At 48.9% G+C, this 16,363-nt stretch carries 15 protein-coding genes, 1 tRNA gene, 1 pseudogene and 1 riboswitch; of the genes and pseudogenes, 7 read left to right on the plus strand and 10 right to left on the minus strand.

Annotated features, from left to right (window positions below; all coding sequences use genetic code 11):
- Nucleotides 1-73: 73 nt before the first annotated feature.
- From CXB77_RS14900 to CXB77_RS14910, 3 genes are read right to left on the minus strand one after another with little or no spacing between them, the layout of a single operon-like run.
- Nucleotides 74-637, minus strand: coding sequence for a peptidylprolyl isomerase (locus tag CXB77_RS14900; protein ID WP_105074506.1), 564 nt, complete (start codon nt 635-637; stop codon nt 74-76).
- A gap of 30 nt (nt 638-667) precedes the next feature.
- Complete coding sequence (locus CXB77_RS14905) at nt 668-1,123, minus strand: rhodanese-like domain-containing protein (protein ID WP_105074507.1); 456 nt, start codon at nt 1,121-1,123, stop codon at nt 668-670.
- A 26-nt stretch (nt 1,124-1,149) separates the two neighbouring features.
- Nucleotides 1,150-2,025 carry a TauD/TfdA family dioxygenase gene (locus CXB77_RS14910; protein WP_105074508.1) on the minus strand — a complete coding sequence of 292 codons (876 nt, stop codon included), beginning with the start codon at nt 2,023-2,025 and terminating at the stop codon, nt 1,150-1,152.
- A 196-nt stretch (nt 2,026-2,221) separates the two neighbouring features.
- Between CXB77_RS14910 and xthA the strand changes: the two genes are divergently transcribed.
- On the plus strand, nt 2,222-3,040 hold the full coding sequence (gene xthA, locus CXB77_RS14915) for an exodeoxyribonuclease III (RefSeq protein ID WP_105074509.1): 819 nt from the start codon (nt 2,222-2,224) through the stop codon (nt 3,038-3,040).
- On the opposite strand, the gene CXB77_RS14920 is transcribed toward xthA, so the two are convergent.
- A complete protein-coding gene (locus CXB77_RS14920; RefSeq protein WP_105074510.1) occupies nt 3,007-3,447 on the minus strand; it encodes a DUF2750 domain-containing protein in 441 nt (146 codons plus the stop codon). The two genes, xthA and CXB77_RS14920, sit on opposite strands and share 34 nt — an antisense overlap.
- Nucleotides 3,448-3,596: 149 nt before the next feature.
- Here CXB77_RS14920 and CXB77_RS14925 point away from each other — a divergent pair, with 149 nt between their 5' ends.
- The 6 genes from CXB77_RS14925 (at nt 3,597) to CXB77_RS14950 (ending at nt 9,577) form a co-directional block, all read left to right on the plus strand.
- Nucleotides 3,597-4,718 carry a glycosyltransferase gene (locus CXB77_RS14925; protein WP_105072524.1) on the plus strand — a complete coding sequence of 374 codons (1,122 nt, stop codon included), beginning with the start codon at nt 3,597-3,599 and terminating at the stop codon, nt 4,716-4,718.
- Nucleotides 4,719-4,771: 53 nt separating this feature from the next.
- Nucleotides 4,772-5,668: an acetylglutamate kinase gene (gene argB / locus CXB77_RS14930; protein ID WP_105072525.1), complete on the plus strand. Its 897-nt coding sequence runs from the start codon at nt 4,772-4,774 to the stop codon at nt 5,666-5,668.
- A 92-nt stretch (nt 5,669-5,760) separates the two neighbouring features.
- Nucleotides 5,761-6,636, plus strand: a complete 876-nt coding sequence (locus tag CXB77_RS14935; RefSeq protein ID WP_105072526.1) for a thiamine pyrophosphate-dependent dehydrogenase E1 component subunit alpha — start codon at nt 5,761-5,763, stop codon at nt 6,634-6,636.
- A gap of 4 nt (nt 6,637-6,640) precedes the next feature.
- Nucleotides 6,641-7,642, plus strand: coding sequence for an alpha-ketoacid dehydrogenase subunit beta (locus CXB77_RS19885; protein ID WP_172452482.1), 1,002 nt, complete (start codon nt 6,641-6,643; stop codon nt 7,640-7,642).
- A complete protein-coding gene (locus CXB77_RS14945) occupies nt 7,633-8,787 on the plus strand; it encodes a biotin/lipoyl-containing protein (protein ID WP_105072527.1) in 1,155 nt (384 codons plus the stop codon). Before CXB77_RS19885 ends, CXB77_RS14945 begins: the two co-directional genes overlap by 10 nt.
- A complete protein-coding gene (locus tag CXB77_RS14950; protein ID WP_105072528.1) occupies nt 8,777-9,577 on the plus strand; it encodes a TylF/MycF/NovP-related O-methyltransferase in 801 nt (266 codons plus the stop codon). The genes CXB77_RS14945 and CXB77_RS14950 overlap by 11 nt, the downstream gene beginning before the upstream one ends.
- A 9-nt stretch (nt 9,578-9,586) precedes the next feature.
- Here CXB77_RS14950 and CXB77_RS14955 read toward each other — a convergent pair whose 3' ends face one another.
- The 6 genes and pseudogenes from CXB77_RS14955 to CXB77_RS14980 form a co-directional block, all read right to left on the minus strand.
- The gene (locus CXB77_RS14955; protein WP_242445745.1) at nt 9,587-9,847 is read right to left on the minus strand and encodes a type II toxin-antitoxin system HicB family antitoxin; all 261 of its coding nucleotides are present in this window, start codon (nt 9,845-9,847) and stop codon (nt 9,587-9,589) included.
- Nucleotides 9,848-9,859: 12 nt separating this feature from the next.
- The gene (ppdK, locus tag CXB77_RS14960; RefSeq protein WP_105074777.1) at nt 9,860-12,625 is read right to left on the minus strand and encodes a pyruvate, phosphate dikinase; all 2,766 of its coding nucleotides are present in this window, start codon (nt 12,623-12,625) and stop codon (nt 9,860-9,862) included.
- 190 nt (nt 12,626-12,815) lie between these two features.
- A pseudogene (gene ahcY, locus CXB77_RS22240) lies at nt 12,816-14,218 on the minus strand (adenosylhomocysteinase).
- 22 nt (nt 14,219-14,240) lie between these two features.
- Nucleotides 14,241-14,324: riboswitch (S-adenosyl-L-homocysteine riboswitch) on the minus strand.
- A gap of 191 nt (nt 14,325-14,515) precedes the next feature.
- A tRNA-Ser gene (locus tag CXB77_RS14970) sits at nt 14,516-14,605 on the minus strand.
- Between the two features lie 66 nt (nt 14,606-14,671).
- Nucleotides 14,672-14,884 carry a carbon storage regulator CsrA gene (gene csrA, locus CXB77_RS14975; protein WP_105074511.1) on the minus strand — a complete coding sequence of 71 codons (213 nt, stop codon included), beginning with the start codon at nt 14,882-14,884 and terminating at the stop codon, nt 14,672-14,674.
- Between the two features lie 202 nt (nt 14,885-15,086).
- On the minus strand, nt 15,087-16,316 hold the full coding sequence (locus CXB77_RS14980; protein WP_105074512.1) for an aspartate kinase: 1,230 nt from the start codon (nt 16,314-16,316) through the stop codon (nt 15,087-15,089).
- Nucleotides 16,317-16,363: the final 47 nt, after the last annotated feature.

The following is a 16,363-nucleotide window of genomic DNA, read 5'->3' on the forward strand; positions in this document are numbered from 1 at the left end:
CTAAATCTCAACGTCTTTTCTCTTTATGCTCTTGGACGCCAGCCAATCATCGCTACGGCGATAAGCGGTGCGTTCAAAGCTGCCGACAGCCCTCAAATGTCACCGCAGTTTTGGTGCGACCGGAGCGACTGCCTTGCGCTTCCATTGCCCGCACTACATCCATGCCACTAATTAACTTGCCAAAAACAACGTGCTTGCCGTCGAGAAACGGTGTCGGCGCAACGGTGATAAAAAACTGCGAACCGTTGGTATCAGGCCCAGCGTTGGCCATCGCCAAAGTGCCAGCGTCGCCAAACTTGAGATCAAAGTTTTCATCCGCGAAAGATTTGCCGTAAATCGACGCGCCGCCCGTGCCGTTGCCATTGGTGAAATCGCCGCCCTGAATCATGAATTCTGGAATGATGCGATGAAATGGACTGCCGGCATAACGCAGTTCTTGACCTTTCTCGCCGGTGCACAGGGCGCGGAAATTCTCCGCCGTTTTCGGCACGACATCCGCAAACAGTTCAAAGGTGATCGTTCCGGCTGGCTGACCGCCAATGCTCACATCAATGGCAACTTTCGGATTGGCTGCCAGCGCGGGCGTGGCGGCAGTAGCGAGCAGAATGCTGGCGAGCAGTGCAGAGCGTGTGAACATAATTTGAATTCCTGATGGTGAGATGACGGTTTAACAATCGGAACAGGCTTTCATCGGCAATCCGCGCTCAATCCAGCCGGGGCCCGCGCTGCTGCCAATCATGCCTTCTGGGATATTAAAAACATTGCTAAAACCCTGCTTCACCAAATAACGCTGCGCATAACTACTGCGGCTGCCGGTGCGACAAATCACGGCAATTGGCGCAGTTTTATCGCCATGCACCGCATCCAATACCTTAACGGCAAAACCTGTTGCGCCATTAGGGTCTTGTAGATTGATGCGCTGCGCATTCGGCGCAGTGCCGGAATCGCGCCATTCTTCTGGAGTGCGTATGTCAATCAGAATGAGTTCACCGGCTTGCAGCTTGGTCTGCGCTTCCGGCGGCGTCAGTGAGAGTGATTGCGCTTGCGCTGCGCCGAATGAGAGTAGCGCACACATCAAAAGTACAAACCGTTGTTGCCAAGGTAATAAAGAATTGGTGTTCATTGTTTAGCTCAAAAGTGAATCGTGAATTAACAGCCGGCAATACGATCGTAATAACGGGCGCGATACAACAAACGCGGCGTGGCATCGTCATTAAAACCAGTGCGCGTATGCAATACGTTATTACTGATTAAACCCCAGCCCGCTTGCAGTTTGCCGAGAAAATGCCACGGCGAAGGAGTACGCAGCAGATTTTTAAGATAGCTCACGGCTGCCGCAGTCAGCGGATCGTCGCGCCATACGATATTGCGAGCGCGATTGGTGTAGCGCATGTGCAACGCGCCATTCGCTCCAACTGAAAATACTGGACCGGGCTGATGAGGACGGATTTCTTCGCCGTCGATATGATGCGCAGGAATGCTCATGCAATCGGGCTGCATCAGCGCCCGAATAAATTCTGGATTGTGATCGCGGATTTGGATGTACAGAATTTCGTGATCGAGCAGCGCATTTTCGCCACCATCGGCCGCCGGATGAACGCAATGCAACAGCAAACCGTGAATCTGTCGCTCTGGCGCATTGTAATAACCGTCGGTATGCCAATCAATTGCGCGATTGGAATAGGGAATATATTCGCGGTGCGCTACATCGGTTTGCACTGTCAATGAAGTGATCGCGTCGTCATCTGCGCCGCGATTGTGATCTAGCCGATGCAGACCAAAATGCGCACCCAGCGCAGCGGGAATACCTTTACTCGGATCGTCGCCGGTCGTGCCGACATAAATCGCCATATTCGCCAAACGGCAGCGTTCTAAAATCGCCGCATGTTCGCTGGCAGTGAGCTGGCGCGGATCGCCGATTTCCACGATCAACGCGCCGAGATCGGTTGGCGCAGTGGCTAATTTATCCTCGCGCCAGTGTTGATAAGCCGCATCGTGGTGAAGATCAAACGGAGAATTTGACATTAAAAGTGATGTCCTCTAAAGGCTTGCGTGGAGTGTGGTATGGTATACCGAAATGCCCAAGCATTTTATATTATTGAAATTAGCTTCAATTAAAAAGTTTGTGCGAGTTTTTCTGAATGCCTGATTTTATTGAAACTAAGTTTGTGCAGTTCGCAACAAAGTCAATATCCTAATTTTCAACTGCGTTGTATCTATCATGTTCAAAATTGTAAGTTTTAATGTCAATGGAATTCGCGCTCGTCTGCATCAAATCGAAGCAATTCAACTTGCCCATTATCCCGATGTGCTGGCGCTGCAAGAATGCAAAGTTGTCGATGAACAATTCCCATTAGAATGGACGCAGCAACTCGGTTTTCATACCGCAATTCACGGGCAAAAAGGACATTACGGCGTGGCATTACTGAGTCAAACTGCGCCGTTGCAAATTGCTAAAGGATTTGCGCATGACGCAATTGATGCCCAGCGGCGTTTAATCATTGGGCGCTATTCATTGCCGCGTGGCGGTGAATTAACGGTGATTAACGGTTATTTTCCGCAAGGCGAAGAGCGCGACCATCCGTTAAAGTTTCCGGCGAAACAGCGGTTTTATGCTGATCTGCTGGCGCATTTGCAAATGAATCATTCACCCGATCAATTGCTGGCAGTCGTTGGTGATTTGAATGTTGCGCCATTGGAAAACGACATCGGCATTGGTGATGTGAATGCCAAACGCTGGCGGCGTACTGGCAAATGCGGGTTTTTACCGGAAGAACGCGAGTGGTTTAATAGGTTATTGGAATGGGGTTTAATTGACGCTTATCGCGCAATTCATCCTGATGTCAGCGATCAATTCAGTTGGTTTGATTACCGTTCGCGGGGCTTTGAAGATCAACCTCGGCGCGGCTTGCGGATTGATCATATTTTAATGACCGCACCGCTGGCTGCGCAATTGCGTGAGGTTGGTATTGATACCGCAATTCGCGGCATGGATAAACCTTCAGATCATTGTCCGGTGTGGGCGTCTTTTGAATTATGAGCGCCGAGATCGAGATTAAGTTGCTGGGTGATAGCAATTAAATCATCGCGTAAACTTAATGGATCGCTCACCATGCAGGAGCCATCCAATGCCGGAAATACGGCAACCAATCGATCATCGTCTGCCATACCGATTAACCAGCGTTCCATAAATACGGCGAGCGGTAATGGTTCGGGTTGACAATCGCTCCAATCGTCGTTTGCTAAAGTGTTTGCAAACTCCGACGCAGGCCAAAATGGAAAGTAATCCAGACCTTCATCATCGCTGAAGGAAACGAAACCGCCTTCACCTTTCAGCGTCCAAACCTGAGCATTTTCAGTAACTTCAGTTAAAAAAAGGTCATAACGTTCAGCAGTGGATAATTCAAAAATGCGCGTAATTGCATCAGCGGATCGGACTGTACTCATTAGTAAACTCATTTGATAAATTGTTGAGACTGCGTACTTTATCAACCATGCCACCGTTGAGAAAGCGGTTAATGTGCCATTAACCGCTTGACAGCTTTCCCTAATCCAGTAACTTTAGCGCCGCTTTTCATTTTATTTAGGTTGATTTCATGTCCGTTATTTCATCCCATTCATACTGTCCACCACCCGAATTGGCGATTATCGTGCCGACCTACAACGAAGCAGATTCAGTTGCCGAATTGGTGCGACGGGTAGCGACGGTATTGGACGGTATTGCGTGGGAAATCATCGTTGTAGATGACGATTCACCGGACGCTACAGCCGAGCGCGTGCGCGAGCTGGCGCGACAGGATGCGCGGGTGCGCTTGATTCAGCGCATCGGGCGACGTGGGCTGTCATCGGCGTGTATTGAAGGCATGTTAGCGACGACTGCGCCCTTTTTAGCGGTGATGGATGGCGATTTACAGCACGATGAAACGCTGTTGCCGCAAATGCTGGCGACATTGAAAACGGCGGCGCTCGACATTGTGATTGGCAGCCGTTATATCGCGGGCGGCGGCGTGGGCAAATGGAATACGCAGCGGCAATGGATGAGTCGCTTGGCAACACGCATCGGTCAACGCTTAATTCATGCTGAATTGCACGATCCAATGAGCGGTTTTTTCATGGTACGCGCCAACGTTATTCATCAGTGCGTTCATCATTTAAGTGGCGTGGGCTTTAAGATTTTATTGGATATTTTCTTTGCTGCGCCAACACCGCTGCGGTTTCAAGAATTGCCATTTACATTTCGGCAACGGCTGGCAGGCGCGAGTAAATTGGAATCAGCAGTGCTGTGGGAATATCTATTAATGCTGGCGCAGAAATTAATTGGCACTCGTATTCCAGTGCGCTTTATTGCTTTTTCATTAATTGGTGGACTGGGCGTTGCCGTGCACATGGCGGTATTGTGGCCGATGCTGCATTTACTCGGTGAAAGCGTATTTTTGCTCGGTCAAGCGACGGCAACGCTGGTTGCCATGACGAGCAATTTCTTTCTAAACAATTTATTCACTTACCGTGATCAGCGGCTGATTGGTCGCCAGCTGTTGTGGGGTTGGTTGAGTTTCGTGCTGGTGTGCGGACTGGGCGCACTGGCAAATGTCGGCATTGCTAATGCCTTATTTCAGCAAGGAAATTCAGGTTGGTTTTTCTCGGCGTTGGCTGGCATTTTAGTCGGCGCAGTGTGGAATTATGCTGTCACTGCCGTTTACACTTGGAAATCGCATTAGATTTTAATGTTATTTTTCAATTATCAAAAATCGAATAAAAGAGAGTTAAATTGATGACACTTCCTCAGGATCGTGCACAAACTATTGCAGATGTTTTAATTGAGGCGCTGCCGTATATTCGGCGCTTTCAAGGCAAAACAATGGTGATTAAATACGGCGGCAATGCGATGGTGGATGCAGCCTTAAAAGAAGGTTTCGCCCGCGATGTCGTGTTAATGAAATTAGTCGGCATCAATCCCGTCATTGTACACGGCGGGGGGCCGCAAATTGGCTCGTTATTAAAGCGGCTTGGTAAAGTAAGTGAATTCGTGCAAGGAATGCGCGTCACTGATGCTGAAACGATGGACGTGGTGGAAATGGTGCTCGGTGGTTTGGTAAATAAAGAAATCGTCAATTTCATTAACCGGCACGGCGGTTCCGCAGTGGGATTGACGGGAACAGATGGTGATTTAATTCGTGCACGAAAACTGTTATTGCGCCGCGATGCGCCAGAGTTGAATGAACCGGAAATTATTGATATTGGGCATGTTGGTGAAGTGGAAAGTATTGATCCCAGCATTGTGAATATGTTGGTGAATAGCAACTTTATTCCAGTGATTGCACCGATTGGCGTGGGCGCAGATGGGCGCTCGTATAATATCAACGCCGATTTAGTTGCGGGCAAAATGGCGCAGGTATTGAAAGCAGAAAAGCTGCTGTTATTAACGAATATCGCAGGATTGCTTGATGCCGATGGAGCGTTAATTCAACAGTTGGATGTTGGTCGGGTGAAAACACTCATTGAAACCGGAGTGATTCACGGCGGAATGTTGCCAAAAATTCAATGCGCAATTGATGCTGTGCAATCTGGCGTCAAATCAGCGCATATCATTGACGGGCGGGTCGAACATGCAGTGATGTTGGATTTGTTCACTGATACTGGTGTTGGGACACTGATTCGAGGACGCTAGATTTTCATTGCAAACGCTATTGTCCTTTCATTTTTGCGTCTTGTATTACAAAACGCAACACCAGTAACTTTTTGGGAGAAGCGATCTTTATCATGAATTCTGATCTTGTGATTCTCTACGAAAAAATGTTTTTAATTCGTTTATTTGAAGAAACACTTTTAAATCTGTTTTCTCTTGGGCACTTGCGCGGAACGGTTCATACTTGCATTGGTCAAGAAGCCTGTGCTGTTGGAGTTGTGAGTGCAATTGATCCCAAACGGGATACGCTATGTTCAAATCACCGTGGACATGGACATTTTCTTGCATTTACCGATGATACAGATGGATTATTAAAAGAGATATTAGGATTAGCATCTGGTATCTGTGGCGGTAAAGGCGGCAGTCAACATTTACATGTCAATAATTTTTATTCCAATGGCATTCTTGGCGGTATGGTTCCAATCGCTACGGGAATTGCACTTTCTCAAAAATTTGCAGCAAAAGATGGTATTAGTGTCGTATTTGTTGGAGACGGCGCAATGTCAGAAGGAGTAATTTATGAAGCACTAAACATAGCATCGTTATGGCAGTTGCCGCTTTTACTGGTGATAGAGCACAATCAAATTGCACAAAGTACTCCATGGAATCTCGAGCATGGCAGTGCCATCGAAGGTCGTCCTATTTCATTTGGTATACCAACTGAAACCGTTGATGGTAATGATGTGCAAGCAGTTTACGCTTCGACAAAAACGATTGTGGACAACATGCGTCAAGATTCCAAACCAAGATGCCTGTTATTAAACACTTATCGTTTAGGTCCACATAGTAAAGGTGATGATTATCGCTGCATTACAGAAATTTCTTTTCATCAAACGAATGATCCACTCAAACGTGCTGAAACAGTGTTGTCTGAAAACGTAAAAACACGCATTCAAACTCTCTGTCAAACACGCATCAATCACATGTTAGAAAACTTCTCTTTACTTTAAAATGTTGACGTATCTGCAAAACCTTCAAAACGGCCTTTTCGATCTTTTTTCTAATGATCCGCGTGTCATTCTGCTCGGAGAAGATGTACTTGATCCCTATGGTGGCGCTTTCAAGGTAACCGCTGGTTTATCCACGCAATTTCCCAATCGCGTATTCACTACACCCATCTCGGAAGCAGGTATTACTGGTGTAGCAATAGGGTTGGCATTGCGTGGACACGTTCCAATTGTAGAAATTATGTTTGGTGATTTTTTAACACTCTGCGCCGATCAAATCATCAATCATGCAACAAAGTTTCCGAATATGTATCAGGGTGTAACCTGCCCGTTAATCGTGCGCTCACCAATGGGTGGCGGAAGAGGTTATGGTCCAACACATAGCCAAAGTTTAGAAAAAATGTTTCTCGGCATTCCCGGATTAAAGCTCATTGCGCCGAGTCATTATCATCAACCGGGGAAAACCATTCAGCAAATTGTTGTGCGGGAAACCAACCCAGTGATCTTCATTGAACACAAACTGCTGTATCGGGAAACATTGCAATCTAATAGCGATGAATTGCCATTCACGTTAGAAATTGATGAAACGGGTTATCAAACAGCGATTCTCCGCAATTACCGCTTTGGTATACCAGATGTTTGCCTAATTGGTTACGGCGGAATTTCGCGTTTTCTGCCAGAACTATTGAAAAAATTAGCGGCAGAAGAAATACGTATTGTGGCACTTTTGCCAGAATCTATTGATCCAGTACCAATTGAAATGCTGGCGCATTTTGCAAATGAAGCGAGACGCATTGTCATCGCCGAAGAAAGTACTGAAGGATTCACTTGGGCATCAAGTATTGCAAGCCAGCTTTACGAAAAGTTCTGGGGGAAATTGTATTGCCCGATTAAACTTGTGACCTCTAATCGTTGTACTATTCCAACGGCTATCGAACAGGAAACCACGGTTTTAATTTCAAGTTTAAAAATTGAGAATGCAATTTTAGAGGCACTGTCATGGGCATGATCATTAAAATGCCGTTGCTGAATATCAACGATGAATCAGCTACGCTTGTGCGTTGGTTACACCCAGACGGTGCTAGTGTCCATCAAAACGAACCAATTTGTGTGATAGAAACAACGAAAAGCGCCGTTGATCTTTGTGCTGAAGTCGATGGTATTTTAAGACAAATCGCCCCAGCAGATAAAACATATCTCACTGGTCATATTATTGGGTTTATCGCAGCATCAATTGATGAGTCAATACCCACTCATTTTGAAAAAATAACACCCGCTTTATCGAATGATACTACTGAATTATCTCTACCGAAGTGGACAAAAAAAGCGCAGATTCTTGCTAACCGTTTAGGTGTTGATTTGATTGCACTTGGCGCTGCTCACCCTGGAGTTTTAATTGGTGAAGAACTCGTAACAGGAGTAGCTAATTCGGTTAAATTAGAATCAGATCATGCACCCAATTTGACAACTGCCACTCATTCGCTCGTTACCAGTTCACTTGGTATTCAGCCAGAACGTATTCTTATCTTAGGTGGTGGCGGTGGTGCGGCATTAGTATTGGATATACTTTCTGACACGGTGTTGCAGCAAGCAATTGGAATTTTGGATAACAGCCCAGAAATCATTGGCACTGATTTGATGGGAGTGCCGGTAATTGGAAATTTTGATCTTGCGATTAAACTGTGGCATGAGAAAAAATTTGATGCGCTCATTTCAACCGTGGTTAAAGATATTGCAGATCGTGCTGCCATATTTGAACGTTTTACACAAATCGGTATTCCGTTTACGAATGTTATTGCTTCCACAGCAAATGTGCGTAAAAAATGCCAGCTTGGCACTGGTAATTTAGTCGTGCATGGCAGCTATATCGCTACTGGAGTCATTTTAGGTAATAACAATTTTTTAGCAGCTGGCACTTATATTGAGCACCATTCTATTGTGGGAAATCATTGCACCTTTGGTCCACGTACATCGCTTTCTGGACGAGTTAAGGTAGCGGATCGCGTTAAGTTTGGTACGCATGTTGCGGTGGAACCATTTATTGAAATTGGTACGGAATCCGTTATTGCTTCTGGCGTGGTTCTAACTTCTCATGTTCCACCGTATTCTATCGTTAAAAATACAGCGAACTCGGTTATTCGTCATGTCAGATAACTTATCTCAATCGGCATTTTATCAGCAAGATTGTTTTGGTTTTCGTGAAGTTGGTCGTTCCACGAAAAGCGAAATTGCTTATCAACAACAACTAGATGATTATGCGGTTAATAGCGTTGGTACACCCAGCGAAAAATTTGAAAACTTTCCTAAATATATTACTCGTCAAACCACTGCGCGGTATCTGGCTTTATACGAGATTTTTAAGATAGTTCTTCCCATTCAGGGTGACATTATCGAAGGCGGGGTTAATTGGGGCGGAGGCTTGATGTGGTTTGCGCAAATGAGCGCCGCACTTGAGCCTTTTAATCTTCAGCGCAGGATCATTGGCTTCGATACTTTCAGCGGTTTTCCCGATCTTCATTCCAATGACACCAAACATGCCGAAATTGGAAAAGAACATCGAGAAGGTGGTTATCAAGCCAATTCATTTGAAGATTTAACGCAATGTCTTGAAATTTACGATCAAAATCGTGCTATTGGTCACGTTCCAAAAGTTCGTCTGATTCGTGGAGATGCGTGTGAAACCATGCCGCAGTATCTAATCGACAATCCTCACACGGTTGTTTCTTTATTACATCTTGATTTTGATATTTATTTGCCAACAAAAGCAGCGATTGATACGTTTTTAAATCGTATGCCCAAAGGCGCAGTAATTGTGTTTGATGAACTAAACTGTCCAAAATGGCCGGGAGAAACGCAAGCAGTTGTGGAGTCGTTACTGATTCAAAAATTACGGATTCAACGTTTTGTATTTGAACCCTATCTTTCTTATGCCGTTATTGAATAAGTTAGGGTGTTAGTTTTTAGGTGGTGCTCCGACATTTACTAGTTCTATTGATCGAGGCACTACCAAACAGCCTTCTATTGCTTCCTGCACATTTTTTAACAGTTCTTCAATGCTATTGCCTTGCGTTGCGCAACCTTGAATCGCTGGCACTTCTGCCCAAAACCCGCCTTCTTCTGCCGGATGAATAACCACTTTTAATTTCATCGTGTGCGACCCTTTAATTGAATAACGCGCTGCGGGTTGATTGAAAGCATCAACCCGCAGTTTCAAGCCAGCAACAATTTATTTATTGCCTGCCTTCAATGCGGCATGAGCCGCAGCCAATCGCGCCACCGGCACACGCGGCCCGGAGCAACTGACATAATCCAAGTTGGCTTTATGACAGAACTCAATTGATGCTGGATGTCCGCCGTGCTCGCCGCAAATGCCGACATGCAAATCGGGTTTCACTGAACGACCCCATTCAACCGCCAATTGCATCAATTTACCGACGCCTTTCACATCCAAGACATCAAACGGGTTGTCTTGCAAAATCCCCGATTGGTTATACAGCGGCAGGAATTTATTCTCCGCATCTTCCCGCGAGAATGAAAACGTCGCCTGCGTTAAATCGTTGGTGCCGAAAGAGAAAAACTCCGCTTCTTCCGCCAGCGATTCCGCCCGCATACACGCCCGCACCACCTCAATCATCGTGCCGAATTTGAAGCTCACCGGCTTGCCATAACGTTCGGCAACTTCGGCGTGAATGTCATCGACAAAGGTCTTGACCTTGCGCAGTTCCTCAGCGGTACACACCTGCGGCACCTTGATTTGCGGCTTGACCTGAATCCCCGCCTTGGCGCATTCCGCCGCCGCTTCGAGAATCGCCCGCACCTGCATCTGGTAAATCTCCGGGAAGGTGATGCCGAGCCGCACCCCGCGATGACCGAGCATCGGATTGGTTTCGTACAGCGCCCGCACCTTTTTGAGCATCGCCTCTTTTTTGCCAATCGCGTCCTCAACGACCGCCGGATCAATCATCCGCCGCGCTATGTCGATGTCGTGACGCACACTTTCAGAGGCATGAAGCAGCCCCATCGCGCCAGCCAGCACGGTCACGCCGCGAGCGTTCTGCGCCAGCGCCCGCAGCTCGGACAATTCCCGCTCCAGCACATGCTCATCTGGCAGGAACTCGTGAATCGGCGGATCAAGCAGGCGAATCGTCACCGGATTCGGCGACATCACTTCAAACAGCTCGCGGAAATCGCGGCGTTGCAGCGGCAGCAATTTATCCAGCGCAGCTTGGCGCTGCTCCGGCGTATCGGCCACGATCATCTCAATCACAATCGGCAGCCGTTCCACGTCGTTAAACATCCGCTCCGTCCGCGCCAGCCCAATTCCAACTGCGCCGTAGCTGCGAGCGCGACGCGCATCATCTGGCGTGTCGGCATTCGCCATCACTTTCAGCCGCGCCCGTTCATCCGCCCAGCCCAGCAACACATTGAGTTCCGGCGTGAAATCTGGCTCAACGGTCGGAATTGCGCCGAGATAGACCTTGCCGGAAGTGCCGTCGAGCGTAATCACGTCACCTTCTTTGAAACTGGTCAGCCCCACTCGCGCCTCGCGCCGATTGACATCAACGCTGATGCCTTCTGCGCCAGCCACGCACGGCTTGCCCATGCCACGAGCGACGACCGCTGCGTGAGACGTTTTGCCGCCGCGTGAGGTCAAAATGCCTTCGGACGCAAAAAAGCCGTGAATATCTTCGGGCTTGGTTTCCTCGCGCACCAAAATGACTTTGCGCCCCTGCTCGCGCCCGTATTGCTCGGCGCGATCCGCATCAAACACCGCGATGCCAGATGCAGCGCCGGGCGATGCCGGCAAACCCTGCGCGACCGCTTCTGCTTTGATCGTCGGATCAAGGCGCGGAAACAGCATCTGCTCCAGCGAATCGGGCGCGATACGCAGCAGCGCCTGTTCTTTGGTGATCAAGCCCTCGCGCTCCATTTCAACCGACGTGCGCACCATCGCCACCGTATTCATCTTGCCGTTGCGCGTTTGCAGGCAATAGAGCTGGCCGCGTTCGATGGTGAACTCAAAATCCTGCACTTCGTGATAATGGCTTTCGAGCTTGTCGCGCAGCGCATCAAGCTGATCCGCCATTTCCGGCATTTCCACTTTCAGCCGATCCAGCGGCTTCGGCGTGCGAATGCCAGCAACGACATCTTCGCCCTGCGCGTTGACCAGATATTCGCCGTAGAGCTTGTTTTCGCCGGTCGCCGGATTGCGCGTGAAGGCAACGCCGGTCGCGGAATCGTCGCCGCGATTGCCAAACACCATCGTCACGACGTTGACTGCCGTGCCGTTGGCCATGTCCGGGGTGATGTGGAATTGGCGGCGATAATCGACGGCGCGTTTGCCGCCCCAACTGTTGAATACCGCTTTGATCGCAATTTCCAACTGTTGATACGGATCGGACGGGAACGGATGCCCGGTCACGTTTTGCACGACGGCGAGGAAGCGTTCGCTGACTTCTTTCAGATCATTGGCTGATAAATCAACGTCTTGCTTGGCATGAGCGGCTTCCTTGATCGCGTCGAATTCCTTATCAAACGCGGCATCCGGCACACCGAGCGCGACCTTGCCAAACAGTTGGATGAAGCGCCGATACGCGTCGTAACCAAAACGAGCGTCGCCAGTCGCGCAGATCACGCCTTGCAACGTCTCGGCGTTGAGGCCGAGATTCAAAATGGTGTCCATCATGCCCGGCATCGACATCGCCGAGCCGGAGCGCACCGACACCAGCAGCGGATTGTCGGAATCGCCAAAACCTTTGCCGGTCTTCTGCTCCAGCGCCCGCATCTGCGCCTGCACGTCGTCCATCAAGCCAGTCGGCAGCTTGGTTGCAGCGAGATAGTCCAAACAGGCAGCGGTGGAAATCACAAAACCGGGCGGCACATTCAAGCCGATCTGCGTCATTTCGCACAGATTCGCGCCCTTGCCGCCGAGCAGATGTTTGTTTTTTCCATCGCCATCTTCAAACGCAAAAACGTGTTTTGTATTAGCCATTGGTTGAATTAATCCTCTCTCGTCAATAGTGATGAACATTGGGCTGCGTTGCTCGCCAAATAAGCGCAAACAACGCTGTGTTAATCAACTTGCGATCAATCTACAATCTACGACTCTGAAAGCGAATTCCTTTTCGCTATCTCGTGATGAATAATCCGCAACATCAATTCATCACCATCACGCATTACAACTAATAACGATAGTTATCCGCTTTATATGGACCAGCAACCGGAACACCAATATAATCCGCTTGAGTCTGCGTCAGCGTCGTCAATTTAACGCCAATCTTCTCCAAATGCAGCCGTGCAACATCTTCATCCAAATGCTTCGGCAACACATATACACCAATTGGATATTCCTCCGGCTTGGTGAAGATTTCAATCTGCGCCAGTACCTGATTGGTAAAGCTATTGGACATCACAAAACTGGGATGACCGGTCGCGCAGCCGAGATTCACTAACCGCCCTTCTGCCAATAATGTAATGCGATGACCAGCGGGGAATACGATCTGATCGACCTGCGGTTTGATATTGATCCACTCGTATTGCTTCAGGCTATACACCTGAATCTCATTATCGAAATGACCGATATTGCACACAATCGCCTGATCTTTCATTGCGACCATGTGATCATGGGTAATGATGTCGGTATTGCCAGTAGCAGTGACAAAGATGTCCATCATTGATACGACATCATCAAGCCGCACGACGCGATAACCTTCCATTGCAGCTTGTAATGCGCAAATCGGATCAATTTCTGTGACCCAAACGGTTGCACCTAAACCACGCAATGAAGCTGCCGAGCCTTTACCCACATCGCCAAAGCCGCAGACCAATGCTAATTTACCTGCAATCATCACATCGGTTGCACGTTTAATGGCATCAACCAATGATTCACGACAGCCATACAAATTATCAAACTTGGATTTCGTCACCGAATCATTGACATTCATGGGGGAATAACAATTGCCCATCGCGGTGCATTTGATAAAGCCGATGCACGCCAGTTGTGGTTTCTTCCGTGACGCCTTTAATGGCAGCGGCAATTCCGTGCCAATGCTGTGGATTGCGGTCGAAGTGCGACTGAGTAGACCAAGAATTGCTGTCCATTCTTCACTATCGCCAGCAGCAGGAGCGGGAATTGCGCCCGCGTTTTCGTATTCAACGCCCTTATGAACACTAAAGTTGCATCGCCGCCGTCATCAAGAATCATATTCGGGCCTGCGCCATCGGGCCAATTCAATACCTGCTCAGTACACCACCAGTATTCTTCTAGCGTTTCGCCTTTCCACGCATAAACCGGAATACCAGCAGCGGCAATTGCTGCCGCAGCATGATCTTGCGTTGAAAAGATATTGCAGGAACACCAGCGCACCTGCGCACCCAATTCAACCAGGGTTTCAATCAATACGGCGGTCTGAATGGTCATGTGCAAACTGCCGGTAATGCGGGCACCAGTCAGCGGTTTTGCAGCGCCGAATTTCCGCCGCAGCGCCATTAACCCCGGCATTTCCGTTTCCGCGATGACCATTTCTTTGCGCCCAAAATCAGCTAAAGCAATGTCGGCGACTTTGTAATCAGAAAACTCACTCATGGTTAATCAACTCTCGATGAATCGTGAGTGAGCGCCGTTAAATAAAGGGAAATCACAACGCCGAGCCTGGCTCGAATTCATTCGAGTTGCAACGCTCCTCGGCGGCGTGATGGAACGATAAAGAATACTGGCGATTGATGGCAAAAAGATGATCAGCACTCTGCCAGCAAAGCATAATTCCCGCGCATAAAAAAAGACCGCGAGGTCTTTAATGATGTGGCTGTTCAGTCGTTTATTCAAGCTCTGATTGAAGACAAATAAAAACCCGTTATATTAACAACGGGTTTTTATAAAAGTTGGCGGAGAGAGAGGGATTCGAACCCTCGATAGGGATTAACCTATACTCCCTTAGCAGGGGAGCGCCTTCAGCCGCTCGGCCATCTCTCCTCAAACAATCTGCCTATTCGCCTTGCGATTAGGACGCGCATCCTAACACGTTCTATTCAATTTGCGCTAGTTGTCTGCGTCTTCTTCAACGCTCGCGCTTTGCCCGCCATCCGCTTGTTCACGCTTGATCCGCTCGTAAATTTCCTCACGATGCACCGACACCTCGCGCGGGGCGTTGACGCCAATCCGCACTTGATTACCTTTGACGCCAAGAACAGTAACCGTTACCTCATCGCCAATCATCAGTGTTTCACCAACCCGCCGAGTCAAAATTAACATCGTTGTTTGCTCCCTTTTCTTCCCTAATGCCGATGCAATAATCGGTTCAATTCAATAGCTTGATCCATGCAAGTCATGCAACCAGTCAGCCTCGGATGCCCGTGTGAGGTACAGATTTGCGGGTCAATTCTAGCAATTGTCACTGCTGCGCCACAGTTTTTTCTGTCAGTGCCATGATGATTCGCAATTTAGCTGGTGCTGTTCAAATCGTCGCGCTGTGCTCTAAACCGAACGCCTCGTGCAATGTCCGCACGCCAAGCTCCAGATATTTCTCATCAATCACCACCGAAATTTTGATTTCTGAGGTGGAAATCATGCGGATATTGATGCCTTCTTTGGCGAGGCAGCCAAACATCTGGCTGGCGATGCCCGCGTGACTGCGCATTCCCACGCCCACCAGCGAAATTTTCACGATCTTGGCATCGCCCAACACCTGCCGCGCCCCCAGCGTGTGCGCCATCGCGTCGAGAATTTCCAGCGCCCGCGCATAATCGTTGCGATGCACCGTAAACGTAAAATCCGTCGTCGCCTCTTGCGCCCCGACATTTTGAATAATCATGTCCACTTCGATATTGGCTGCCGCAATCGGTCCCAAAATCTGATGCGCCACGCCCGGCTGATCCGGTACACCCAGCACCGTCAACTTCGCTTCATCTCGACTGAACGCAATTCCAGAAATTTTCGCGTCTTCCACATTTTCTTCCTCAAACGTAATCAGCGTGCCCTCGCCGTCAATAAAACTGGAGAGCACCCGCAACGGAACCTGATATTTACCCGCAAATTCCACCGAGCGGATTTGCAACACCTTCGAGCCGAGGCTAGCCATCTCCAGCATTTCCTCAAAAGTAATGCGGTCGAGCTTACGCGCTCGCGGCTCCACTCGCGGATCGGTGGTGTACACGCCATCGACATCGGTATAAATCTGGCATTCATCCGCCTTCAGCGCTGCCGCAATCGCCACTGCCGAAGTATCCGAACCGCCGCGCCCCAGCGTCGTGATGTCGCCGTGCTCATCAATGCCCTGAAAACCAGCGACCACCACCACTCGTCCGGCATCCAAATCTGCGCGAACTCGTGCTGCATCAATATCTCGAATCCGTGCTTTATTGTGCGCACTATCGGTCAAAATGTGCACCTGTCCGCCGGTATACGACCGCGCTGGACAACCTTGCGCAGTCAACGCCATGCTTAATAAGGCAATTGTCACCTGCTCACCAGTGGACAGCAGCACATCTAGCTCGCGGGGTTCGGGGCGCACCTGAATCTGTTTCGCCAACCCCAGCAACCGATCCGTCTCGCCCGACATTGCCGACAGCACCACGACCAATTGATGCCCTTGTTCAACCCAGCGTTTGACACGATCCGCCACTGCGTTGATGCGCTCCACGCTGCCGACCGAGGTTCCACCATATTTCTGCACAATCAACGCCATTGGTTTCACTTATCTCCAATTTTGAATAAACGCGGTTATCAAATGGT

The sequence above is a fragment of the Chromatium okenii genome (assembly GCF_002958735.1).
GTDB lineage: Bacteria > Pseudomonadota > Gammaproteobacteria > Chromatiales > Chromatiaceae > Chromatium > Chromatium okenii_A.